22 protein-coding genes are annotated in these 25587 nt (G+C 40.3%); 12 read left to right on the top strand and 10 right to left on the bottom strand.

Features of this window, described 5'->3' with window-relative positions; all coding sequences use genetic code 11:
• Positions 1-15: 15 nt before the first annotated feature.
• Genes EHW90_RS00515 through EHW90_RS00495 form a run of 5 tightly spaced genes read right to left on the bottom strand, consistent with a single transcriptional unit; the run spans position 16 to position 5795 of the window.
• The gene (locus EHW90_RS00515) at positions 16-1671 is read right to left on the bottom strand and encodes a peptide ABC transporter substrate-binding protein (RefSeq protein WP_124950366.1); all 1656 of its coding nucleotides are present in this window, start codon (positions 1669-1671) and stop codon (positions 16-18) included.
• 45 nt (positions 1672-1716) lie between these two features.
• A complete protein-coding gene (locus EHW90_RS00510) occupies positions 1717-2769 on the bottom strand; it encodes an ABC transporter ATP-binding protein (protein WP_124950364.1) in 1053 nt (350 codons plus the stop codon).
• Positions 2754-3767: an ABC transporter ATP-binding protein gene (locus EHW90_RS00505; RefSeq protein ID WP_009447042.1), complete on the bottom strand. Its 1014-nt coding sequence runs from the start codon at positions 3765-3767 to the stop codon at positions 2754-2756. Before EHW90_RS00505 ends, EHW90_RS00510 begins: the two co-directional genes overlap by 16 nt.
• Before the next feature lie 10 nt (positions 3768-3777).
• Positions 3778-4824, bottom strand: coding sequence for an ABC transporter permease (locus EHW90_RS00500; protein ID WP_060932063.1), 1047 nt, complete (start codon positions 4822-4824; stop codon positions 3778-3780).
• A gap of 53 nt (positions 4825-4877) precedes the next feature.
• Complete coding sequence (locus tag EHW90_RS00495; protein ID WP_040458337.1) at positions 4878-5795, bottom strand: ABC transporter permease; 918 nt, start codon at positions 5793-5795, stop codon at positions 4878-4880.
• Positions 5796-6246: 451 nt separating this feature from the next.
• Between EHW90_RS00495 and EHW90_RS00490 the strand changes: the two genes are divergently transcribed.
• From EHW90_RS00490 to EHW90_RS00440, 11 genes are all read left to right on the top strand, one after another.
• Complete coding sequence (locus EHW90_RS00490) at positions 6247-6558, top strand: hypothetical protein (RefSeq protein ID WP_009447038.1); 312 nt, start codon at positions 6247-6249, stop codon at positions 6556-6558.
• 2 nt (positions 6559-6560) lie between these two features.
• Positions 6561-7628 carry a V-type ATPase subunit gene (locus EHW90_RS00485; protein ID WP_124950362.1) on the top strand — a complete coding sequence of 356 codons (1068 nt, stop codon included), beginning with the start codon at positions 6561-6563 and terminating at the stop codon, positions 7626-7628.
• The gene (locus tag EHW90_RS00480) at positions 7625-9550 is read left to right on the top strand and encodes a V-type ATP synthase subunit I (RefSeq protein ID WP_124950360.1); all 1926 of its coding nucleotides are present in this window, start codon (positions 7625-7627) and stop codon (positions 9548-9550) included. The genes EHW90_RS00485 and EHW90_RS00480 overlap by 4 nt, the downstream gene beginning before the upstream one ends.
• A gap of 70 nt (positions 9551-9620) precedes the next feature.
• On the top strand, positions 9621-10046 hold the full coding sequence (locus EHW90_RS00475) for an ATP synthase subunit C (protein WP_009447034.1): 426 nt from the start codon (positions 9621-9623) through the stop codon (positions 10044-10046).
• 11 nt (positions 10047-10057) lie between these two features.
• On the top strand, positions 10058-10366 hold the full coding sequence (locus EHW90_RS00470; RefSeq protein WP_009447033.1) for a V-type ATP synthase subunit F: 309 nt from the start codon (positions 10058-10060) through the stop codon (positions 10364-10366).
• Between the two features lie 115 nt (positions 10367-10481).
• The gene (locus EHW90_RS00465) at positions 10482-11063 is read left to right on the top strand and encodes a V-type ATP synthase subunit E (RefSeq protein WP_124950358.1); all 582 of its coding nucleotides are present in this window, start codon (positions 10482-10484) and stop codon (positions 11061-11063) included.
• A complete protein-coding gene (locus tag EHW90_RS00460) occupies positions 11063-12829 on the top strand; it encodes a V-type ATP synthase subunit A (RefSeq protein WP_124950355.1) in 1767 nt (588 codons plus the stop codon). The genes EHW90_RS00465 and EHW90_RS00460 overlap by 1 nt, the downstream gene beginning before the upstream one ends.
• An 11-nt stretch (positions 12830-12840) precedes the next feature.
• Complete coding sequence (locus EHW90_RS00455) at positions 12841-14268, top strand: V-type ATP synthase subunit B (protein ID WP_124950353.1); 1428 nt, start codon at positions 12841-12843, stop codon at positions 14266-14268.
• Between the two features lie 2 nt (positions 14269-14270).
• Entirely contained in the window at positions 14271-14888 is a 618-nt protein-coding gene (locus EHW90_RS00450) for a V-type ATP synthase subunit D (protein ID WP_009447029.1), read from the top strand.
• Positions 14888-15574 (top strand): TIGR01906 family membrane protein, encoded by a 687-nt coding sequence (locus tag EHW90_RS00445; RefSeq protein WP_124950351.1) that lies wholly within the window; start codon positions 14888-14890, stop codon positions 15572-15574. Before EHW90_RS00450 ends, EHW90_RS00445 begins: the two co-directional genes overlap by 1 nt.
• 113 nt (positions 15575-15687) lie before the next feature.
• Entirely contained in the window at positions 15688-17364 is a 1677-nt protein-coding gene (locus tag EHW90_RS00440) for an alpha-glucosidase (protein ID WP_124950349.1), read from the top strand.
• A 55-nt stretch (positions 17365-17419) separates the two neighbouring features.
• Here the strand turns inward: EHW90_RS00440 and malQ are convergent, their stop codons facing one another.
• The 5 genes from malQ to EHW90_RS00415 form a co-directional block, all read right to left on the bottom strand.
• Positions 17420-18916 (bottom strand): 4-alpha-glucanotransferase, encoded by a 1497-nt coding sequence (malQ, locus tag EHW90_RS00435; RefSeq protein ID WP_124950347.1) that lies wholly within the window; start codon positions 18914-18916, stop codon positions 17420-17422.
• A 59-nt stretch (positions 18917-18975) separates the two neighbouring features.
• On the bottom strand, positions 18976-19836 hold the full coding sequence (locus EHW90_RS00430) for a carbohydrate ABC transporter permease (protein ID WP_124950345.1): 861 nt from the start codon (positions 19834-19836) through the stop codon (positions 18976-18978).
• Positions 19836-20837, bottom strand: a complete 1002-nt coding sequence (locus EHW90_RS00425) for a carbohydrate ABC transporter permease (protein ID WP_408610030.1) — start codon at positions 20835-20837, stop codon at positions 19836-19838. Before EHW90_RS00425 ends, EHW90_RS00430 begins: the two co-directional genes overlap by 1 nt.
• 266 nt (positions 20838-21103) lie before the next feature.
• Complete coding sequence (locus tag EHW90_RS00420) at positions 21104-22459, bottom strand: ABC transporter substrate-binding protein (RefSeq protein WP_040458332.1); 1356 nt, start codon at positions 22457-22459, stop codon at positions 21104-21106.
• A 56-nt stretch (positions 22460-22515) separates the two neighbouring features.
• The gene (locus EHW90_RS00415; protein ID WP_124950341.1) at positions 22516-24180 is read right to left on the bottom strand and encodes a glycoside hydrolase family 13 protein; all 1665 of its coding nucleotides are present in this window, start codon (positions 24178-24180) and stop codon (positions 22516-22518) included.
• Positions 24181-24441: 261 nt separating this feature from the next.
• On the opposite strand from EHW90_RS00415, the gene EHW90_RS00410 reads away from it, so the two are divergent.
• On the top strand, positions 24442-25554 hold the full coding sequence (locus tag EHW90_RS00410; RefSeq protein WP_060932274.1) for an ABC transporter ATP-binding protein: 1113 nt from the start codon (positions 24442-24444) through the stop codon (positions 25552-25554).
• The last annotated feature ends 33 nt before the right edge of the window (positions 25555-25587 follow it).

Here is a 25587-nt window from a genome sequence, read left to right as displayed (position 1 = left end):
ATTCTAATAATATTTTTATTCTGCTATATCCGCATATTCAAAGTGATAGATACCGTCAGTTGTATGATAGCTGTCTTTTATCTTGTCACTCTGAAGATACATCTCATTGTAGTAAAGAAGCGGTGTTACACCCATATCTCTCATAAGCATCTCTTCAGCCTGATGGAAATAATCAAATCTTGTCTTCTGATCTTTCTCTGAAGCTGCCTTCTCAAGCAGTGCGTCATACTCAGGGTTTGAATACTTTGAACTGTTATTTCCGTTTCCTGTTGCTGTAAGATTAAGGATATTTGAAGGATCGTCATAATCCATTACCCATCCGTCTCTTGCAATCTGATAATTTCCCGATCTTCTCTGCGGTGTAAATGACTTCCACTCAACTATATTTACATCAATTTTAAGTCCGAGTTCACCCCAAGCCTGCTGTAAATACTCGGCAATCTTCTTATGATAAGCCGAATCGTTTGTTGAATATGTCAATGTAGGAAGACCTTCGCCGTTAGGATGTCCGGCCTCTGCCAAAAGCTCTTTTGCCTTTGCAAGATTTGCCTGATAATCGTCAACATTTATATATACTGAAGGGTCTGTAAGATGATCATACCATGAACTTCCGTCCCAATCCGATACACCTTGCGGAATGAATCCCTTTGCAGGAGTATATGTACCTGCTGTGATAGTCTCTGAAATATACTTTCTGTCAAGTGCAAGTGAAAGCGCCTGACGAACCTTCGGATCCTTGAACTCGTCCAAGGTGTTGTTCAAATCGATAAAGTATGTTCCAAGCTGCGGATCTATATGATAGTCAGGTCTCTTCTGCAATGTGGTGATCTCCTGAGTAGGAATATCCTTAATCATCAAAGCATCTCCTGACTCATACGCACTGAATGCCGCATTCTGATCCTGCATAAGCAAGCATTTGATACCGTCAAGCTTAACGGCATCCTTATTCCAGTAATTCTCATTTTTCTCAAGCAATAAATAGCTTCCGGCTTTCCACTCTTTAAGCTTGAAAGGACCTGTAGAAATATATGTCTTAGGGTCAAGTGTCCATCCGTCAGGATTTGACTCTACAACATCTTTCTTTACAGGTGAAAGAGCTGCAAATGTTGCGAGCTTATCAAAGTATGGGGTAGGCTTTGCCATATGTACGACAAAAGTCTTATCGTCCGGAGCTTCCACCTTAAGCTTTGTTACATCAGGAGTTGTTGTAGTGTTACCGTTTGCATCAGGATTACCGATAGCATCCTCGTAACCGTCCACCATTCCGAGTACAGTCTCTGCATACGGTGCGGCAACCTCAGGATCAACCATTCTCTGCCAGCTGTATACAAAGTCGCCCGCTGTAAAATCCGAACCGTCGGACCACTTAAGTCCGTCTCTTAAATGGAATGTCCATGTAAGTCCGTCATCGCTTACTTCATACTTTTCAGCCATACTTGGAGCTATCTTGCCGTCCTTATCGACTCTGAGCAGGTTGTCAAAAAGATAAGTGATGTAGTTTGAACCGTCATTTGTGGTATTGAGTGCAGGGTCAATTGTCTCCACGTCAGGTCCCATCTCGATAGTAAGAACCTTACCGTTTGCGTTCTTTGCCGACTTTGAGCCTCCGCAGGCTGTAAGTGCCAGTGCACCGGTCATAACCAATGTCACCAAAATCAATTGTTTTTTCATAAATCCTCCTAAATATTCTTTATTAAAACCACACGGTTATAATATCTAGTTAATCTTTTCAATATTGTGGCAGGCCACAAAATGTCCCTTATCCATCTCTCTCCACTTCGGAACTTCCATAGCGCACTGCTCTGTGGCATACTTACATCTGGTTCTGAAATGGCATCCGCTTGGAGGATTAAGTGGTGAAGGAACCTCTCCCTCAAGTACTATTCTTGACCTCTCTCTGGCCACCTTAGGATCTGCAACAGGTATTGCTGAAATAAGGCTCTTTGTATAAGGATGAAGAGGTCTGAATATAATCTCTCCCGACTCTGCCAGTTCCACCATCTTTCCAAGGTACATAACACCGATTCTGTTACTGATATGGTTTACAATAGAAAGGTCATGTGCAATAAACAGATATGTAAGTCCTCTCTCCTTTTGCAAATCCTCAAACATATTTACAACCTGTGCCTGTATGGAAACGTCAAGTGCGGATACCGGCTCATCGGCTACTATAAAATCAGGGTTAACTACAAGTGCTCTTGCAATACCGACTCTCTGTCTTTGACCTCCGGAGAACTCGTGTGGATATCTGTTGGCGTGCTCGGAGTTAAGACCTACAGTTCTTAAAACTTCTATTATCCTGTCCTGTCTGTCCTTTTTTGAAGATGCTATCTTGTTTATATCTATCGCCTCTCCTATTATATCGCCTACAGTCATTCTCGGGTCAAGCGAAGCGTAAGGATCCTGGAATACTATCTGTAGTTTCTTTCTGTACTCCGACATATTTACAGCGGTCTTTTTTCCAAGCTTAGGTACACCGTTTTCAATGATATCGTTTCCGTTATCATCTACAAGCGGCACCTTTCCGCTGTCAAAAAGTACCTTGTCGTTATAGATAATTCTACCGTCTGTAGGCTCATAGAGTCTGAGCAGTGATCTTCCTGTGGTAGTCTTTCCGCAGCCGGACTCTCCTACCAGTCCCAATGTCTCTCCCTTTTCAATGTAGAAAGAAACATCGTCTACAGCTCTTACATATTTTTTATTCTTACCGAAGCCTCCGGCAGGGAAGAATTGTTGCAAATGTTCAACCTTGATTATTTTTTCAGACATGCTGCTCCTCCCTCACTGTTTGTATCTTCTTCTATTTCATTAAGCCAGCACTGTGAATAATGTATATCACTGAAATTCTTAACAGGCGGCATCTCTCTTAAACATATCTTCATACATGAGTCACATCTTGAAGCAAACGGGCAGCCCTTCGGCGGATTAAGCATATCTACAGGTGAACCCTCGATAGGTACAAGTCTTTCATAGTCGGCCTCATACATCTTAGGGATACTCTTTAAAAGTCCCTTTGTATACTCATGCTTAGGATTGTAGAAGATATCGTCTGTAAGACCGCTCTCCACTATCTTACCCGCATACATAACTGCTATTCTGTCACATATACTTGCAACAACACCGAGGTCATGTGTAATCATAATGATTGCCATACCGAGCTTATTCTTAAGGTCCATCATAAGCTCTATAATCTGTGCCTGAATTGTAACGTCAAGTGCTGTGGTCGGCTCGTCCGCAATCAAAAGCTTCGGCTCACAGGCAAGTGCCATAGCGATCATAACTCTCTGTCTCATACCTCCTGAAAGCTCATGAGGATACTGCTTAAGTCTCTTTTCAGGCTCATTGATTCCTACAAGTGTAAGCAGCTCTTTTGCTCTTTCTTTTGCTTCGGTCTTTGACTTATTTGTGTGTAGGAGTATAACCTCCATTATCTGGTTACCGATAGTATATACCGGATTCAAACTGGTCATAGGGTCCTGGAAAATGATTGAAACTTCATTTCCGCGGATTTTCCTCATTTCCTTTTCACTCATATCATTGATGTGATATCCGTTGAAATAGAGGTCGCCGCCTATAATCTTTCCGGGATTTGCTATAAGTCCCATAAGCGAATAACTTGTAACACTCTTTCCGGAACCGGACTCTCCTACTATTCCGAGTACTTCTCCCTCATTTACATAGAAGGAAACGTCATCAAGCGCTTTTACCTCTCCTGCAGGTGTAAAGAAGGAGAGTCTTTCATGTTCTATATCTACTAAATGTTTCATATATCTCTCCTTAATTCTTTAACTTAGGGTCAAATGCATCACGAAGTCCGTCACCCAAAAGGTTCAGACTGAGTATTATCAAACTTATAAGCAGTGCAGGTGCAAACAAAAGATAAGGATATGATTGCAATCCTGTAATGGCATCTGATGCAAGTGAACCGAGTGAAGGCATAGGTACCGCAACACCGAGTCCGAGGAATGAAAGATAGCTCTCGGTAAATATGGCTGAAGGTATCTGCAATGTTGTAGTAACTATAAGTGTGCCGATAGTATTTGTAAGCAGGTGCTTTCTGATAATGGAGCCGCTCTTTGCGCCCAACGCTCTGGCAGCTGTAACATATTCCTGTTCCTTTAAAACAAGTATCTGTCCACGGACAATTCTTGCCATACCTACCCAGTAAAGCAATGCGAACACTACGAATATACTGATAAGGTTGATACCGAGTACATTTATCCAACCGAAGCCCGGAGCATTTGCCAAAAGCTTCATAGGTTTTTTAAGTGCGAATGTAAGCAATATAATAAGTAGAATATCAGGAACGGTATATATAATATCTACAATTCTCATCATTATAAGATCTACCCAACCGCCTGAAAATGCGGCTATTGAACCGTATATAGATCCTATAACAAGTACTATAAGTGATGCCAAAAGTCCTACTATAAGTGAAATTCTGGCACCCATCATTACTCTTATGGCGTAGTCTCTTCCAAGACTGTCCGTACCGAGTATATGTGGGAATATATGCTCTCCTGCAGATATCCTTGTTAGTTCTGATGCCGAGTACTGCATAGGCAAAAGTCTCTCACTGCCTTGAATCTGTGTAGCATAGTTATACGGATAGAATATCGGAACTATGAATGCGAGTATCAATATAATAATGAATACCGTCAAAGATGCAAGTGCAACTTTATTCTTTAAAAGTCTTCTGAAACCGTCCTGCCAGAAGCTGACACTTTGACGCATCACTATCAGACTTTCTTTTTCTTCTTTGCTTGCGGGCAAAAGATCATCGGGCGATAAGTTTAAATGCCCTGAAATAATGTGTTTGCTCATTTTATATAGGTAAATCACAAGCTATGTGACAACCTTCTCCTTTCTTATAGGCTTTACTTAAGTTTGATTCTCGGATCTATTATGGTGTATGCAATATCGACCAGAACATTCATCACTATGATAAGTGCTGCAAGGAATATTGTAGTTCCCATGATAACGGTGTAGTCCTGATTTATAACCGAACTTACAAATTCACCTCCGAGTCCGGGGATTGTAAATATCTTCTCCACTACAAAGCTTCCTACAAGTGTATATGCTACCAAAGGTCCCATATATGTAACAATAGGCAGAATTGCATTTCTGAGTGCGTGCTTGAACAAAATAACATTCTCTGAAAGTCCCTTTGCTCTGGCAGTTCTCATATAATCCTGTCCGAGTACATCAAGCATTGAAGATCTCATCTGTCTTGCAATATATGCTGTAGGATAAAAAGACAGTGCCATAACAGGCATTATATAATGAAGCGGTGATGTCAGACCGTATGTCGGCAAAAGTTCAAGCTTAACGCCAAGTATGTACATAAGAATTGTACAGATAACAAAGCTCGGTACCGCAATGCCCAATGTGGCAAATATAATGATGAGCCTGTCAAGTATCTTACCTCGATTAAGCGCCGCAATAGAACCTAGAGGAACTCCTATCAGAAGTGAAAGTATAATTGATATACCTCCCACTCTGGCTGAAACAGGGAATTTTGAGGATATTATCTGAGCTACATCCCTTCCTCTTTGTTTGATACTGATTCCGAAGTCACCATGCAAAGCATTTTTAAAATAATTTACATACTGTACCGTAATCGGCTTGTCAAGGCCGTATTTAACCTCCAAAGCTTTTTGAGCCGCTTTTGAAATTGATTTGTCTGCAGCAAACGGTCCTCCCGGAACTTGCTGCATCAGGAAAAATGTCAAGGTCGATACAATAAATATGGTAACAAGACCAAATATCAACCTCTTGATAATATACTTTAACACAATATCCTCTCCTTTTCTTATTTCTTTATCGTTTTGAGTTATTAAAGTATTTTGCCGATATTTTATGCATACATATATATATATTAAAAGCCGCATAAAATATGTGCGTATACAACAAAATAGTAGGCAAGCATCTTCGCTAAATATTGCCTACTTCCTTGATAATTATACAATAAACCATATTTTATTTCAAGTATCTGTTCGTATGGTGTGTACTTATGTGTGTCTGTACCATACATCACAGGCCGAAAACTGCTTAACCCGTTGGCTTTATATTTTTTTTATCAATTTTATTTAATCTTTCCCTTTACTTTTTCTTAAAAAGGTATATTATTGTTTTCGACAAATGTATTTCTACCTATTATATGCAATGCAAAAATAGTCGGAAATATATTTAAAGTGGTTTGCCTTACATGGTATATCACATAATACAATTTACTAAGGAGGTTTTATGGATGATATAATAAGCAGACTTTCCGAAATCGAAGACTCGTCGCAAAGCTATATTGATGACGCGATTCTTAAGAAAAAGGAAATTGCTGCTGAAATGAACGCCAAAAAAGAGCTTTGGAAGCAAGATCTTGATGCCAAGACGAAGTCTCGAATTGCCGCATTACAGGAATCTATGAATGTTGCAAAAGAAAAGAAGATACTGGAACTTAAGCAGCAATCTGAAAAAGCCTTTAGGGATTTGCAAGACATGTATGACACTAACCATGATAAATATGTGGATACACTATTTTCAGAAATGATTAAGGAGTAGCCATGGGAAATTTATTTAAATACGCTTCCCTTACTACAAAGATTCGTGCAATGTCAGGCGATTTGATAAGCATTGACGGTTTCAAATCACTGTGTGAATGTGACAGTATATCTTCCGCTATGAATGAGCTGATGAAGTATAAATACTACAAAGACGCATTCAAAAATGTAGATGTTTCTACATTACACCGTGAGGATATCGAGCAGATTTTGATGCTTAGTAGTTTGGAAGAGTTCATGGGACTGTATAAGTTCACTTCAGGTACACCCAGAAAATACCTGAATTTGGTGTCTATGTACAATGAAATGTATGTATTAAAGCGTATACTGCGAGATATTCTCAGTAACAGACCCAAATCATTGAACTTAAAATTCTATGCAAAGCATATCGGTGCTCATATGGATTTTAATATTGATGATTTGTTGGCAGCCAATGATATCCCACAGTTCATTGAGACACTGAAAAATACCGAATATTACAACTGCTTGAATGAAGTATATTCAAAGGGCGGACATACTATATTTGAGTACGGTCTTGCACTTGATACTTATTACTTTGATATATGCTTCAAATTCGCGGCAAAGGAACTTAAAGGTACTGAAAGCAAAGATGTGCTGTCAATCCTCGGTACAAGATGTGACTTCCTAAATATGCAATGGATATATAGGACAAAGAAGTACTACAATGTAAAGAGTGCAGATCTTTATGCTACACTTATCCCGCACTATTCCAAACTCAGTGTGGATGAGATAAAGCAGATGGCGGAATCTGAAGATGTAACAGCGTTCTTTGAGATTTTTGAAAAGACCTACTACGGAAAACTCGAAGCCAGGTTGTTCAAAAACAAACCGGGACTGGAAGAGATTTTCATGTCGTCACTTGAGTATTTATACACTCAAAACAAGAAAAGGGATCCGTATTCTTTAGCCACACTTAGCTATTATCTGTACGCCAGGGAACTGGAAATAAGCAGAGTCACAAAGATAATAGAGTCTATCAGGTATGCACTGCCGGCAGAAGATATTATCACTACGATTCTAAAACTTGAGACAAGGAGGTCTTTCGCATGATTGAAAGAATGAAATTCTTGAATATCACAGGCCCGAAAGACGACATTGACAGAATTATTGAAACTTATATCAGCAAATATGATTTTCAGCTGGAGAACGCTCTGTCTGAACTTAAGGATGTCAAGGAATTACATCCGTTTACTGATACCAATCCTTATAAAAATGCTCTGAACAGCTCACAAGAACTTAAAGAGTATCTTAAGGATACTGATTTCAAAACAAATCGTCAAATGAGCATCGAAGAGGCTGAGGCATTGACAAATACTCTTTCTGATAAGGTTAACGCCTTCTCACAAAAAAAGAGCGATCTTGAAGCGGAGCTTTCAAAATATGAAGAAAAGTTGAAAAATGTTCAATACTTTATCGGACTTGATTATGACACCGAAAAAATTCTTCATTTTAAGTATGTGAACTTCAGATTCGGTTCTATGCCGAAAGAATACTATGAGAAATTCATGACCTTTGTATATGACAGTGTCGATACCATCTTCTACAAGGCCAGAGAAATTGATGACAGAGTATGGGGTGTATATTTTGTACCTGATACCATATCGGATCAAATAGATGCCATCTACTCTTCTATGCATTTTGAAAGATTTTTCTTACCTGAAGGATATGAAGGTACACCTGCTGCGGCCAGTACACATCTTGAGGAAAAGATTCAGTCAATAAAGATGGAAATCACATCCGTTGACAACAAGATTATAAAGACTCTTGAAGACAGAAAAGACGACTTTTTACTTGCAAATCAAGTACTTTACAAATTCAATAAAGTGTTTGATGTAAGAAAGTATGCGGCAGCTACAAGAGGAAACAGAGCGGATAAGAAAGTCTTTTACATTATATGCGGTTGGTTAACCGAAAAGGATGCCACAAAGCTTTCAAAGGAATTGGAGAATGAACCTGAAACTTTCTGTCTTTCAGAAAAGGATTTGTCAAAGGTTCTCAGCACTCCGCCTATTAAGCTGAAAAATAATGCACTCTTTAAACCTTTTGAGATGTTTGTTGAGATGTACGGGCTTCCGAATTATAAGGAGTTTGACCCTACAATTCTTGTAGGTATCACATATTCCATATTGTTCGGCTTTATGTTCGGAGATGTCGGACAAGGTCTTGTACTTTTGATTTTGGGCAGCATTTTGTATTACACTAAGAAAATAAGGCTTGCAGGTATCATTGCAAGATGTGGATTCTTCTCCACAATATTCGGATTCCTGTTCGGTTCAATCTTCGGTTTTGAAGATGTTATACAACCGCTTTGGTTAAGACCGGCAAAGGCAATGACCGCACTTCCTGTTATCGGAAACCTTAATACCGTTTTCGTTGTAACTATAACTCTTGGTATGCTTATCATTATACTTATGATGATTATAAGTATATTGACAAAGCTCAGATTCAAAAAACCCGGTGAGGCACTGTTTGATACAAACGGCGTTGCGGGACTTGTGTTCTATGCATCTGCACTTGCCACCATGGTGCTTTTTATGACGGGAAATCCGTTGCCTGCATCTATAGTACTTATCATAATGTTTGTAATACCTTTAATTCTTATCTTCTTAAAAGAGCCTTTGGCCGAAATAGTTGAAAGAAGAAAGGTTCACCTTGAAGGCGGAGCCGGAATGTTTGTATTACAGGGATTCTTTGAGCTTTTTGAAGTACTTTTAAGCTACTTCTCAAACTCACTGTCATTCGTCAGGGTAGGTGCTTTCGCAGTCAGCCATGCCGCTATGATGGAAGTTGTTCTTATGCTTTCGGGTGCCGAGAGCGGAAACATCAACTGGATAGGTGTTGTTCTCGGAAACATCTTCGTCATGGGTATGGAAGGTTTGATTGTAGGTATACAGGTACTTCGTCTGGAGTATTATGAGTTATTCTCCAGATTCTATACCGGAGGCGGTAGGGCATTTAAGCCTTACGCATAGTAACAAATCAATTTATTAACCATATGACTTTCGTCATATAAATATATAGTTTTTATTTAGGAGAAAAAAAATGAACACATTAGCAAAAGTAACTCTTTCAGCAGCTCTTATTTTAAGTATTGCAGTTCCTTTCATAGCATTTATGATCGGCGAGAAGACAAAAGGCCGTTATAAAAAAGCCCTTGCAGGAAATATCGTTATGTTCTTCGGTGTTATGGCAATTGCCGGCGTATTGTTCTTCTCAGGTAACGCTTATGCGGCAGGTGAGACAGCAGCTTCAGGCGCAGCAGGTCTTGGATATCTTTCAGCAGCACTTTCAGTAGGTCTTGCTTGTATCGGTGGCGGTATCGCCGTATCTGCAGCAGCATCTGCAGCACTTGGTGCTATCAGTGAAGACGGTTCTATCCTTGGTAAGTCACTTATCTTCGTAGGTCTTGCAGAGGGTGTTTGTCTTTACGGACTTGTAGTTGCATTCATGATCTTAGGTCGTTTATAATAGGCAATCTTATGAAAATGTACCTTATTAGCGATAATGTAGATACTCTTACAGGTATGAGACTTGCAGGAGTGGAAGGAGTGGTGGTTCATGAAAAAAATGAACTTACTGATGCCCTCAATTTTGTTGTTAACAGCAAAGAAATCGGCATAGTTCTTCTTACAGAAAAGTTTTCTAAGGACTATCCCGAGCTTGTCAACAAATATAAGATGGAATCACATATCCCACTCTTTATTGATATACCGGACAGACATGGTACCGGAAGATCTGAAAACTTCATTACAGACTATGTAAATGAAGCTATCGGATTAAAACTATAGATAGATGACCCAATCTGTCTGATACATCTGTTTTGTAAGATTTATCTTACAAACTTGTCCTAACAGTTCAGCTTTTGCTGAACTGTTACATTAGTATAAAAAGGTAGGTATTATCTTGACAATAGAAGAAAAACTACAGCATTTTAAAGAAGCCTGCGTGGCGGATGCCATGGCTGCAGCTGAAAAGATACTTTCAGATTATAGAAGTGCTTTAGATAAGGACTTCGCAGACTACCAAAGCAGTGAGATAAGGCTTGCTGATATGGAAGTCAAAACAGAAACTACAAGGATTGACAAGGAAACCAATAAAGAGCTTGCTCTTGAACAGATAAAGTTGAAATTGGAAATCAGTAAAAAAGCTGCCGAGCTTAAAGAAAAAATCTTTGCACAGCTTGAGGCAAAACTTGCATCTTATCAATCCTCTCCTGCATATGAAGCTTTGCTTGATTCTCAGATAGACAAGGCGCTTAAGTTTGCGGGAAATGATGAAGTAAAAATATATATCGACCCTAACGATGAAGCATTGGCACATAAGCTTTCTGTAAAACACGGTATTGATATAATTATAAGCAAATATCCTTTCCATGGCGGTCTAAGAGCTGTCATCCCGGCTAAGAATATCTTGATTGACAATTCTTTCGAGAAAAAGATAGCAGAAGCTAAAGATAAATTTGATGTAGAGATGGAGGTGCTATAATGGCAAAAACAGGTATTATATTTGCAATAAACGGGCCGATCGTAAAGACATCAAATGATTCCGGCTTTGAAATGCATGAAATGGTATACGTAGGTGAAGAAAACCTTGTAGGTGAGGTAATCGGTCTTACAACCGACGCAACTATCATTGAGGTTTATGAGGAGACCGGCGGTCTTAAGCCCGGCGAAGTGGTAACAGGTACAGGATCTCCTGTGTCCGTAACTCTTGCACCGGGTATACTTAACAACATATTTGACGGTATCGAGCGTCCGCTTAGCGAGATAGCTAAAAAAGAGGGTGCTTATATATCAAGAGGTGTCAGTGTAGATTCACTTGATACAAAGAAACTTTGGAAAACACATATAACCGTAAAGCCGGGCCAGGCTATTGACGGCGGTACTATCATCGCTGAAGTTCCTGAGACTCAGGCAATTGTACATAAAGTAATGCTCTCACCTAATCTTAAGGGCTATGTAGTAGATGTGGTTGATGACGGTGAGTATACTATTAACGATAAGCTTATTACATTACAGCTTACAGACGGTAGTGAAGTTCCTGTAACAATGACACAGCATTGGCCTATTCGTGTGCCGAGACCTACAAAGAAGAGATTCCCGGCAAGCATTCCGCTTATCACAGGACAGAGAATACTTGATACTCTCTTCCCTCTTGCAAAGGGCGGTACTGCAGCAGTTCCGGGCGGATTCGGTACAGGTAAGACCATGACACAGCACCAGATTGCAAAGTGGTCCGATGCAAATATCATCATATATATCGGATGTGGTGAGCGTGGTAACGAGATGACACAGGTTCTTGAGGAGTTCTCGGAACTTATCGACCCTAAGAGCGGTAATCCTTTGATGGACCGAACAACTCTTATCGCAAACACTTCAAATATGCCTGTTGCGGCCAGAGAGGCTTCTCTGTATTCAGGTCTGACACTTGCAGAGTACTACAGAGATATGGGTTATGATGTTGCAATCATGGCCGACTCCACTTCAAGATGGGCCGAGGCTCTTCGTGAGATTTCAGGTCGACTTGAGGAGATGCCTGCCGAGGAAGGTTTCCCGGCATATCTTGCATCAAGACTTTCAGCATTCTATGAGAGAGCCGGAATGATGCAAAACTTAAACGGCACTGAAGGTTCCGTTTCCATTATCGGTGCGGTTTCTCCACAGGGTGGTGACTTCTCAGAGCCTGTTACACAGAATACAAAGAGATTCGTACGTTGCTTCTGGGGACTTGATAAGAGGCTTGCTTATGCAAGACACTTCCCTGCTATCCAGTGGCTTGACAGCTATTCAGAGTATTTGACAGATCTTGCGCCTTGGTACGCCGAGCATGTTGACAAGAAGTTCGTTGAATACAGAAACAGACTTGTATATATCCTCAATCAGGAAGCTTCTTTGATGGAGATAGTAAAGCTTATCGGTGCCGACGTATTGCCTGACGACCAGAAGCTTGTACTTGATATCGCAAAGGTTATAAGAGTAGGATTTTTGCAGCAGAACGCGTTCCACAAGGATGATACTTCAGTACCTCTTATAAAGCAGTTTAAGATGATGGATGTTATACTTTATCTGTATCAGAAATCAAAAGCACTGGTTCATCAGGGTATGCCTATGAGCGTTTTACATCAGGACAGCATTTGGGATAAGGTAACTTCTATAAAGTATGATGTTCCGAATGACAAACTTGAAATGTTGGATCAATACAAAAAAGACATTGACACATTCTACGAAAAAGTACTTGAAAAGAATGCATAGGAGGTAAAAAAATGTCAATAGAATACCTTGGACTTAGCTCCATAAACGGACCGCTGGTAGTTCTTGAGGGTGTCAAGGGTGCTGCCTATGATGAAATCGTAGAGATGACCGTAAACGGTAATGAAAAGCGCCTCGGCAGAATTATAGAGATAAACAATGATAAGGCTGTCATACAGGTTTTTGAAGGAACAGACAGTATGGCACTTAGAAATACACACACAAAGCTTACAGGAAAGCCTATGGAAATAGGCGTTTCCGAAGCAATGTTCGGAAGAACTTTCAACGGTATCGGTGAGCCGATAGACGGACTCGGCAGTGTGGAGGCTGAAAAAACACTTGATGTAAACGGTAAGCCGCTAAACCCTGTTACAAGAGAGTACCCGAGAAACTATATCAGAACCGGTATTTCCGCAATAGACGGACTTATGACTCTTATCAGAGGTCAGAAATTGCCTATATTCTCAGGAAACGGTCTTCCACATGATGAGCTTGCAGCACAGCTTGTTCGTCAGTCTTCTTTGGGTGACAGTGACAATGACGATGAGAAGTTCGCCGTAGTGTTTGCCGCTATGGGTGTAAAGCACGACGTTGCCGATTTCTTCCAGAGAACATTTGCAGAGAGCGGTGTTAGTGACCACGTTATCACATTCATCAATCTTGCAAACGACCCTGTAGTAGAAAGACTTATTACACCTAAGGTTGCACTTACGGTTGCAGAGTACCTTGCTTTTGAAAAGGGTATGCACATCCTTGTAATCCTCACAGATATGACTTCATTTGCAGAGGCAATGCGTGAGGTTTCATCTTCAAAGGGTGAGATTCCTTCAAGAAAAGGTTTCCCGGGCTACCTTTATTCAGAGCTTGCTACAATATATGAGAGAGCAGGTATCGTAGAAGGTGTGAACGGTTCAGTTACACAGATTCCTATTCTTACTATGCCTAACGACGATATCACTCACCCGATCCCTGACCTTACAGGTTATATCACAGAGGGTCAGATAGTTCTTGACAGAGACTTAAACGGTCAGTCAATCTATCCGCCTATAGCCGTACTTCCTTCACTTTCAAGACTTATGAAGGACGGTATCGGTGAAGGCTTTACAAGAGGCGATCACCAAGACGTTGCAAACCAGCTCTTCTCTTCCTACTCTAAGGTGGGTGATGCCAGAGCGCTTGCTTCAGTTATCGGTGAGGACGAGCTTTCAGATACCGATAAGAAGTATCTGGTATTCGGTAGAGCTTTTGAGCAGATGTTTATCGGTCAGTCAGTAAATGACAACCGTACCATCTTTGATACACTTGATATAGGCTGGAATCTGCTTGGACTTATGCCTAGAGGCGAGCTTGACAGAATCGATACAAAGGTTCTTGACCAGTATTACAAACCTACAATGCTTGATGCAAACGGAGATATAGTTCCTGCTACAGTAGAGGATTAGTTATGAATATAAATACATTCCCAACCAAGGGTAATTTGATAGCCTCAAAAAACTCTCTGGCGCTGGCAAGACAGGGCTACGGCTTGATGGATAAGAAAAGAAATATTCTTATCCGCGAGCTTATGGGACTTATTGATGAGGCTAAAGAAATACAGAAACAAATAGATACAACTTTCAGTGCAGCATATAAGGCGCTGATGTATGTAAATATCGAATTGGGTATTGACTTTGTTGCCGATATAGCCGGTTCTGTTCCTGTCGAGGACAGTGTACAGATAAAAACCAGGTCTGTAATGGGTACCGAAATCCCGCTTGTAAGATTTGATGATAACCCTATCACCCCTACTTATGCTTATTATTCAACCAGAGAATCTCTTGATAAAGCCAGAGAAAAATTCAATGAAGTGAAAAGGCTTACAGTCAAGCTTTCTATGATTGAGAATTCGGCATACAGACTTGCAAGCAATATCAAAAAGACTCAAAAGAGAGCCAATGCCTTAAAGAATATCACTATCCCGACCTATGAGACACTTGTAAAGACTATTACAAATGCACTTGAGGAAAAGGACCGTGAGGAGTTCACAAGACTTAAGGTCATAAAATCTTGGAAGGACGCTTGATGAAATTCCTTCGCTTCATATTAGGTATTATTTCAAGCTTTTCACTGATGTTTATTGCACTGGTAACCTCCATTGAAATAGCCGCATATTCCGACTTTTCATTCTACGAAAAAGAGTATAAAAAATATGCGGTGACCGCATTTGTCGACATATCAATGCCCGACCTTATGGATGTAACCGTGGATATGATGCATTATCTAAACGGTACCAAAGATACCCTGACAGATGTAAAGGCTACTATAAAGGATGTTCCGGATACACCTTTCTTTAATGAGAGAGAAGTCAAGCATATGAAGGATGTAAGAAATCTTTTTGTTGGTGCAAGCCGTATAAGAAGCATACTGATTGCCGTAATTATACTGTGTATCATATCTGAAAAGCTTCTTAAGGGTAAGATATCAAGCTTTATATCAAATGTCTTTGTATACGGTACTTTGCTTTCACTGGCTGTGGCCGGCGTCCTTATATTCATTGTATCAGGTGACTTTGAGAAATATTTTATTCTCTTCCACCGCATATTTTTTACAAATGATTTGTGGATGCTTGACCCGACTACCGACAATTTGATAAATATAGTGCCTGAAGGTTTTTTTGTGGATATGACACAACGAATACTTATAATATTTTCTTCCATCATAATCTTCACGGTAGGCTTCGGCACAGTTATAAAGAAAGGCTTCAAATAATTCTTTAAAAAGATGTTTGTATACTCTACAGGCATCTTTTTTACTTGCATAATTTTATACATTGTGATAAATTATGATTTTGAAAGAAAGTTTATTTTCTTAGGAGGTTATATATGACAAAAAAATGGTGGCACGGTAAAGTTGCTTATCAGATATATCCAAAAAGTTTTAATGATACTACAGGTAGCGGTATCGGTGACCTTAAGGGTATTACTGAAAAACTTGACTACCTTAAAGAGCTTGGAGTGGATATCATATGGATTTCACCTTGCTACTGCTCTCCTTTTGCAGATCAGGGCTACGATATTTCAGACTACTACAATATAGATCCCGTATTCGGAAATATGGACGATATGGATGAGCTTTTAGCACAAGCCAAAAAAAGAGATATGTACATCCTTATGGACCTTGTGGTAAATCACTGCTCGGATGAACATGAGTGGTTTAAAAAAGCTGTAGCTGACCCTGACGGTGAGTACGGCAAGTATTTCTATATTGAAGAGGGTAAAGACGGCAAGGAGCCGAATAACTGGCGTTCATACTTCGGCGGCAGCGCATGGGAGAAAATACCGGGTACAAATAAATACTATCTTCACCTCTTCCACAAAAAGCAGCCTGATCTAAACTGGGAAAATCCTAAGGTTCGTGAAGAAATCTATACAATGATCAACTGGTGGCTTGATAAGGGATTGGCAGGTTTCAGAATTGATGCAATTATCAATATAAAGAAGGCTCTCCCTATAATTGACTATTGCTACTCACCGGATCGAGAAGACGGCTTTGTAGAGCCGCATAGAATGCTTGAGGATGCCATAGGTGTAGGTGACTTCCTTACAGAACTTAAAAATGAGACATTTGCCAAGCATGACGCTTTCACTGTAGGCGAAGTATTTGACGAGCGTGAAGAGGACATTCCGCTTTTCATCGGTGATGACGGCTATTTCTCAAGTATGTTTGACTTCAATGAGACAATATTCGGAAAAAGTAGGAACGGTTGGTACGACAGCAAGCCTATCACTCCTGACGACTACAAGAGATGCTGCTTTGAGACTCAGGAAAAACTTGGCGATATAGGTATGATTTCCACTATAATTGAAAACCATGATGAGCCGAGAGGAGTAAGCCACTATATTCCTGCAGACGAGCTTAGTGATACCGCTAAGAAGTTCCTAGGTACAATGCAGTTTATGCTCCGCGGCCTTCCTTTCATCTACCAGGGTCAGGAAATAGGTATGGAGAATGTAAACTTCACCTCTATGGACCAGATAGATGATATTTCAACCCGCGACCAGTATAAAGTAGCAATAGAAGCCGGACTTTCTCCCGAAGAGGCTTTTAAAATCGTAAAGCATTACAGCCGTGACAACAGCCGTACACCTTTCCAGTGGGATACAAGCGAGAACGCAGGCTTTACTACAGGTAAGCCTTGGCTTATGGTAAATCCGGACTACAAGAGAATCAATGTCGCTTCACAGATAAACGACCCGAATTCCGTACTTTCTTACTACAAAAAGCTTACCGCTCTCAGAAAAAATCCTGAGTACGCCGATACTGTGGTATACGGTAAGACCGTACCTTACCTTCCTGAGGTAGAAAGGCTGATGGCGTTTAAGAGAGTAGGTGACAGTCAGACATTGCTTGTACTCGGTAACTTCTCTACCAAGCCGCAGACCGTAAAACTCCCTTCAAAATGCAAGAAGGTGGTTTTAAACAATGTAGAAAATGTGGAATTTGTTTCAGATACTGAGATAAAGCTTGAAGGATATCAGGCAGTCGTGATTGAAATCTAATTATTTACAATATAAATCAAGGGCCGCAATTCATTTTTTATTGCGACCCTTATTATTATCTCACCCTTCCGTATAACTCGGTCAGGTATTTTATCTTTTTCCAAACTTCATCACTCATTTCCTTGTCGGTGAGTCTGAACATCCAGTTCTTGCCGATTGTGGACGGTGTATTCATTCTGTAGTTGTGGTCATAGTGCAGATAGTCCTGTATTGGAATGATGCAGGTATCTGAGACGCTGCCTACAGCACCTCTGACGATAGCATCACATACTTCGGTATGCTTTATGCCCTTCTTTAAGTTGAAGTACTCAAGCACCTTATTGTATTCCTTCTCGGTTATATCATTGAGCCATCCCATTACCGTCTCATTGTCATGCGTCCCTGTGTATACCACACTGTTTCTTACATAGTTGTGCGGAAGATAATCGTTGGCGTTTCCTGTATCTCTTGAGTCGAATGCAAACTCAAGCACCTTCATTCCCGGATAACCGCTGTCATTTACAAGCCTGCGTACGCTGTCTGTCACATATCCGAGGTCTTCAGCTATCAGCCTGCAATCACCTAAAGCTTCCTTAATCCTGTTGAAAAGTTCAATTCCCGGTCCCTTCTCCCAGTGACCGCCTGCCGCCGTCTTATCTTTTGCAGGGATGGAATAGTACTCGTCAAAGCCTCTGAAATGATCAATGCGAATAACATCGTACCACTCGAAATTCTTTTTTAATCTCTTTATCCACCACTTAAAGCCTGTATTTCTGTGATATTCCCAGTTATAAAGAGGATTTCCCCAAAGCTGACCGTCAGGAGCAAATCCGTCCGGCGGACATCCTGCAACTGCTGTCGCCTTACCCTCTTCCCCTATCTGGAAAAGCTCAGGATGTGCCCATGTATCAGCACTGTCCATTGCAACATATATCGGAATATCTCCGATTATCTCAACTCCGTTCTCATTTGCATACGCCTTTAACTTCTTCCACTGCTCATCAAACTTATACTGTAAGAACTGGTAGAACTCAATATCAAAGTAAAGCTTCTCTCTGTAGTAGTTGATGGAATAGTCATATCTGTCCCTTATATCTGTAGGCCATGAAGTAAAAGGTTCACCGTTGAAATAGTCCTTAAGCGCCATAAAAAGAGCATAGTCCCAAATCCATTTAGAATTTTCATAGACAAAATCCTTAAAAGCTTCATTCTCAAAGATTTTGGCTCTCTCATATGCCTTATGCAAAAGTTCATATCTGCCCTCATATAGTTTCTTGTAATCAACCTTTTTTGGATTGCTTCCGAAGTCTGTACTCTCACATTCTTTCTTTGTAAGAAGACCTTCTTCTATAAGCATTTCCAAATCTATAAAATACGGATTACCTGCAAATGTTGAAAAAGACTGATAAGGCGAATCTCCGTAGCTTGTAGGACCAAGCGGTAAAATCTGCCAATATGACTGCTTTGCGGCTTTCAACTTATCTACAAAGCGATACGCCTCTTTTCCGAAGCTTCCTATGCCGTATCTGCCCGGAAGACTGCTTACATGTAATAAAATTCCACTTCTTCTCATAATTCCTCCTTATATTTTAAGCCATATGGCTTAGAGTCATATGGCTTATAACTGAATAATTATTTGATAGCTCCGTCTACCATTCCCTGTATAATCTGCTTTTGTGCAACCAAGAACAAAATAACAATAGGGATCATAGCAAGGAAAGCGGCACTAAGAATCAAGTCCCACTGCTTAACGTAAGAACCTACGAAGCTGCTTACAGCGATAGGTAATGTCTTAATCTTACCGTTAAGTCCGAGCATAATAGATGGAAGCAGATAGTCGTTCCAAATCCAAAGACCGTTCAATATAAGAACTGTCATCTGTACCGGACGCAAAAGAGGCATAATAACCCTAAAGAAAGTACCTTCAGGAGAACATCCGTCAATCCATGCGGCCTCCTCAAGCTCCTTCGGGATACCTTTTATAAAACCGTGCAGTACAAAAATTGACATGGAACCTCCGAATCCGAGGTAAGCAAATACCACTCCCTTATAGCTTGAGAGCATCTGAATACCTGTGAAGTTTCCTATATTTTTGAAAACTGTAAGTATAGGAAGCATAACAACCTGGAAAGGAATAACCATTGCGGCTACAAACATCATAAAGATAAAGTTTGACCAACCCTCTTTGTGATGACGGCTTAACACCCATGCAGCCATAGATGAAAATAATGTCAAAAGTACCAATGAAACAACTGTAATTATCATAGAACTTCTGAAAGAACTCCAGTAGCTGAAGTTCGTATTATTTATAACACCCTTAAAGTTGGTAAGCATCTGTGCCCAGTTCTTAGGCAAAGTGATAGGGCTTACCACGATATCCGCACTGGTCTTTGCGGAGTTTATTACAACAAGGAAAAACGGACAAAGTATAAAGAATGCTATGATAAAGCCGACAATAGTGCCGACCACATTTCTAATCTTTTGTGCTCTCATTACAGCTCTACCTCCTTCTTCTTACTTATTGCAACCTGTGTAAGTGATACCACTGCAAGTATTATAAAGAATACAACCGCCTTTGTCTGTCCAAGCGCGTAGTTGTTCTTTCTGATTGCGGTATTATAAATATTCAAAGCCAAAAGCTCTGTGGACTGTATAATATCCGCTCCCATGATACGGCTTGGCGCACCGTTTGTTATAGCCAAGTTCAAATCAAACTGTTTGAAAGAATTGACCAATGTAAGGAATATACATACTGTAAATGTATTTGCAATCATAGGCATCTTTATCTTAAAGAGCGTTGTGATTGCAGATGCACCGTCCACTCCTGCCGCCTCAAGTACATCCTTAGGCACAGTCTGAAGACCTGTCAGGTAGATAAGCATTATATAACCTGCATACTGCCATGTATTAACTATAAGTATTGCAAGCAGTGCAAGGTTTGCATTTGTAAGCATTGATACGGAACCTGCAAATACTGTAGTAAACACCTTATTGAATATAAACTGCCATACATAGCCGAGTACAAGACCGCCGATCAGGTTCGGCAAAAAGTATGCCGAACGGAAAAATGATGTTCCCTTAATCTTTGATGAACATACAAGTGCCAAAGCAAAACCTACCACATTCACCAAAATCATATTTATAACTGTGTATATTACCGTAATTACAAACGAATACACATAATCGGACTGCTTGAACATAGTAATATAATTGGACAAGCCCACGAATTTGGTAACCTGTATACCGTTCCAGTCTGTAAATGAGTATACAATACCCAAAATAAACGGAATGATAACAGTCACTGCAAAAGTAAATATCATCGGGAATAAGAAAACCATGTTTACTATTTTGGTATGCTTTTTGTTTGGTATTTTAAATATACCCAGTATCAATAAAATCACACCCAAAATCAGTATATAGCCTCTTAATTCTCCTGTGGACTTCATAAAGTCCAAAATCAATGCATAAATCGTCAATAACGCTCCTACCACCATAAAGATAAGTGGTAACGTCTTTGCATTTTTTGTATTCAAGTTCGCTCCTTTCAAATGCCTCTAAGGCATGAAGATATATCTAAAAAAATGGCGACTTTAAAAAGTCGCCATCCTAAGTTCTTGAAAACAGAAAATCTGTTTTTTGCGATAAATATCGCAAAGCATCCAAATGCCTTGGCAATATATATTAACTTTACACTACCGGTCTCAAATCTTTTAAACCGGCCGTTCTAAAATTTGCGAAGCATTTTAAATATTGTTTTTTATTATTGCTTTTTGTTTGCTGCAACATAATCGGCAATTGTAGTCTTCATCATTGTAACGAACTGCTCATTTGTCATATCGCCCTTTGCGAAAGATTCGAAGATAAGACCGAGCTTATTCTGTGCGATACCCTCAGGCATATTTGACCAAGCCCATGAAGATGTATTACCTGCATCAACATATGACTTCAAGCTTACTGCAAGCGGTGTCTCAGGCTCAATTGTGCTTGACTTATATGGTGAAATCATACCTGCTTCTTTTACAAGAATCTCCTGTGCATCAGGATCTGTTGCCAAGTAATCAAGGAACTTCTTAGCTGCATCCACATTCTTGCTGTCCTTATATACACACCACCATGAAGGGCTGTCTGCAAGGATCTTTGTCATATCGGCCTTTGTAAATGCAAGCGGTAAAAGGCCTGCCTTAAATGTTACATTGTATGTAGGAAGTGAAGGATCAATCCAGTTACCCTGTGTGATGAATGCTGTCTTACCCTGTGCCCAAAGTGCAAGCTGATCATCATATGTACCTGAGATAAGTACCTGCGGATCTGCATACTTGAAAAGTAAAGCTGTCATATCTGCAAACTCACTAAGTCTCTGATCATCAAACTCACCCTTCATAGCCATATCAAAGTACTTGTTGTCACCTCTGTCAAGTCCGCCTGTGTAGTAGTAACCGAATAAATGGTTACCTGTTGACCAGTACATCTGTCCGGACTCTGCAGCTACAGATGCTACCGCCTGAATACCAAGCTCACTCTTCATGCTGTCAAGCTTCTCAAAAGCCGCTTTGAATGCATCATAGTTTTTAAGTGATGCAGGATCGATACCTGCCTTCTCAAGAATATCTGCATTGTATGTGATACCGTAGCCCTCTACAGCATATGGGAAACCTACAACCTTACCTGATGTCTTATCCTTATAACCGAAATCTGTATTCTTTACGAACTCACAATCACTGAGGTCTGCAACTGAATCTGTCCAGTTTGCATAGTCGCCGTCACCGCCGATAACAAAGATATCAGGCATATTGTCGGCTGCCTTATAGCTCTTTAACTGACCCTGAATATCAACACCGCCACCTAAAGACTCGATAACAACTTCCTGTCCTGTCTTCTCTTTGTACTTCTCGGCTACTTTCTTAAGCTGTGAATCAATCTCAATCTTACCGTTTACAAGTCTGAGTGCGCCTGCACTTGCGCTGCTGTCAGCCTTAGACTCGCCTGCCTTTGTCTCTGCAGCACTGCTCTGAGTATCTGCACTGCTCTCGCTCTTTGCAGCACCTGAACCGCATCCTGCCAAAATAGCGGATACCGCCAAAACACCTGCTGCAACACTCAAGAATCTTTTTTTCATCTTAATCTCCTCCATTGAGTATCTTTATGATATTTGTCAACATTTTATCATACTTTTCATGCATTTTCAAGTAATAAAACAGCCGCCTCATAAGGCTTTAATGTGCCGTCTTCTCTAACATCTCTGTTATAATTTGATATCAAAACCTTGGCATTTTCATAGCCTGAAAAGTCAAACTTGTGATTTTCTTTACTGAAGTTGCACACTGTCAAAAGCTTCTGATTTCCGAGTGTTCTAACATATGCATATATATTTTCATCGTCAGGAAGTAAAAGCTCATACTTTCCGTATACTATAATCTCATACTCTTTTCTGAGTTTGATGAGTTTTTGATAGTAGTGGAATACCGAATCATCTCTATTTAGCTGGTCGGCAACATTTATTTTCTTATAGTTAGGGTTTAGTGCAATCCAAGGTGTGCCTGTGGTAAAGCCTGCATTCTCACCTGCATCCCACTGCATAGGAGTTCTTGCATTGTCTCTGCTCTTGTGTGCAATCTTAGGGAACATATCTTCCTTAGTATAAAGGCCGCTTTCTATAAGCTCTCTATATGCATTGATTGATTCAAGGTCTCTGAAATCATCTACGGACTTGAACACGGTATTTGTCATACCGAGCTCCTCACCCTGATATACATAAGGTGTACCCTGCATCATATGTAGGCAGGTAGCTATACACTTTGCTGAAACCTCTCTGAACTCGTCACTGTCATCCCCAAGCCTTGATACGATTCTTGGCTGGTCATGATTGCAAAAATACAAGCTGTTCCATGCCACTTCATCAAGCCCCAGCTGCCACTTTGTAAGGTTCTCCTTTAAAGGTACAAGAGGGATGTGCTTTGTTGACCACTTAAAGTCCCCTTCACCGTCAAGCCCCATATGTTCAAACTGAAACACCATGTTGAGCTCACTGCCCTCACTGTTTGCATACTTCTTCGCCTCATCAAGTGTAACGCCTGCAGTCTCTCCGACAGTCATAATATCAAACTTTGAAAGTACCTTTTCATTCATCTCTTTCAGATAATCATGTACCTTAGGTCCGTTTGCACAGATGTTCATATCTCCGTAAAGCCCGACAACCTTTGCATCAGGGAAACCTTCAGGCTTTGAGATAAGGCTTATAACATCCATTCTGAAGCCGTCAATACCCTTCTCACACCATCTTGTCATCATATCAAAGACTTCTTTTCTTACCTTTGGATTTACCCAATTGAGATCGGGCTGCTTTACAGAGAACAGATGTAAGTAGTACATATCCGTCTTCTCATCGTACTTCCAAGCCGGACCTGAGAATGCGGAACCCCAGTTGTTAGGCTCCTTGCCGTTTTTTCCTTCCTTCCAGATATAATAATCCCTCTTCGGATTGTCCTTTGAGCTTTTACTCTCTACAAACCACGGATGTTCATCGGAGGTGTGATTTACTACAAGATCCATCACTATCTTGATGCCCCTTTCATGTGCCGCGGCAAGCATCTTGTCAAAATCATCCATAGTACCGAACTCTGTCATGATATCTTCATAATCACTGATATCATATCCGTTGTCGTCATTTGGTGACTTATATACTGGAGACAGCCATATCACATCTATACCAAGCTCCTTCAGATAGTCAAGCTTACTTGTAATACCGTTCAGATCACCTATTCCGTCTCCGTTGCTGTCACAAAAGCTTCTCGGATAAATCTGATAAACTATAGCTTCCTTCCACCATGCCTTCTTCATTTTCTTACCTCGCTATATTATTTACACCTATCGTATACTCCCTTTATTATATTAAGTTTTTACGGTCGATATATTTTCCCTAGCATAACACAATGCAAATTTTATGTAAATTATTGACTTTTTCATTTTTATGTGTTCGCAATTTAACTTCGTTATTTTGACGAAATAAGGCCGATATTTTTGGTGATGTCTGCGATTGATTGGTCGAAGTTTATTTTATATACTTAAATCATAAATTTTCTTATACATTTAGGAGGAAAAATGGCAAGTTTATCATTAAAGAACATTGAAAAAGTTTATCCTAACGGCTTTAAGGCTGTTCAGGACTTCAACCTTGAGATTGCTGACAAAGAGTTCATCATTTTCGTAGGACCTTCAGGTTGTGGAAAATCTACAACACTTCGTATGATTGCAGGACTTGAGGATATCTCAGGCGGTACACTTGAAATCGACGGTAAGGTAATGAACGATGTGGAACCTAAGGACAGAGATATCGCCATGGTTTTCCAGAACTACGCTCTATATCCGCATATGTCTGTATATGACAATATGGCATTCGGTCTTAAGCTTCGTAAGAGACCTAAAGATGAGATAGATAAGCTTGTTCGTGAAGCCGCAAGAATCCTTGACCTTGAAAAGCTTCTTGACAGAAAGCCTAAGGCTTTATCAGGCGGTCAGAGACAGAGAGTTGCAATGGGTCGTGCTATCGTTCGTAACCCTAAGGTATTCCTTATGGATGAGCCTCTTTCAAACCTTGATGCAAAGCTTAGAGTACAGATGCGTATCGAGATTTCAAAGCTTCATCAAAGACTCGGCGCTACAATCATCTACGTTACACATGACCAGACAGAGGCTATGACACTTGGTACAAGAATCGTTGTTATGAAAGACGGTATTGTACAGCAGGTAGATTCTCCTGAGAATCTTTACAATGCTCCTAAGAACCTCTTCGTTGCAGGATTTATCGGATCACCGCAGATGAACTTCATGGATGCCGTAGTTGAAAACAGAGGTGAGGATGTATTCTTAAAGGTCGGTTCACATAACTTAAAGCTTCCTGTAACAAAGGTTGCAAAGTTCAAAGACGGTTCTTACAACGGTAAGACTGTTGTACTCGGTATTCGTCCTGAGGATATGCATGACTCACAGTTGTTTATCAACAGCTCACCTGACAGCGTTATCGAGTCCGATATCAAGGTTTATGAGCTTTTAGGTGCTGAAGTTTTCCTATACTTTGATGTGGAAGGCTTCCAGATGACTGCAAGAGTAAACCCTAGAACAAACTTAAGAACAGGTGACCATGCCAAGTTCGCACTTGATATGGAAAAGATTCATATCTTTGATAAGGAAACAGAGCTTACAATTACAAACTAATCAAAAGATTATAAAGGGGGAGCTTTTCCCCCT

Source organism: Lachnoanaerobaculum orale (assembly GCF_003862485.1).
GTDB lineage: Bacteria > Bacillota > Clostridia > Lachnospirales > Lachnospiraceae > Lachnoanaerobaculum > Lachnoanaerobaculum orale.
This window is presented reverse-complemented; position numbering and strand designations above follow the sequence as displayed.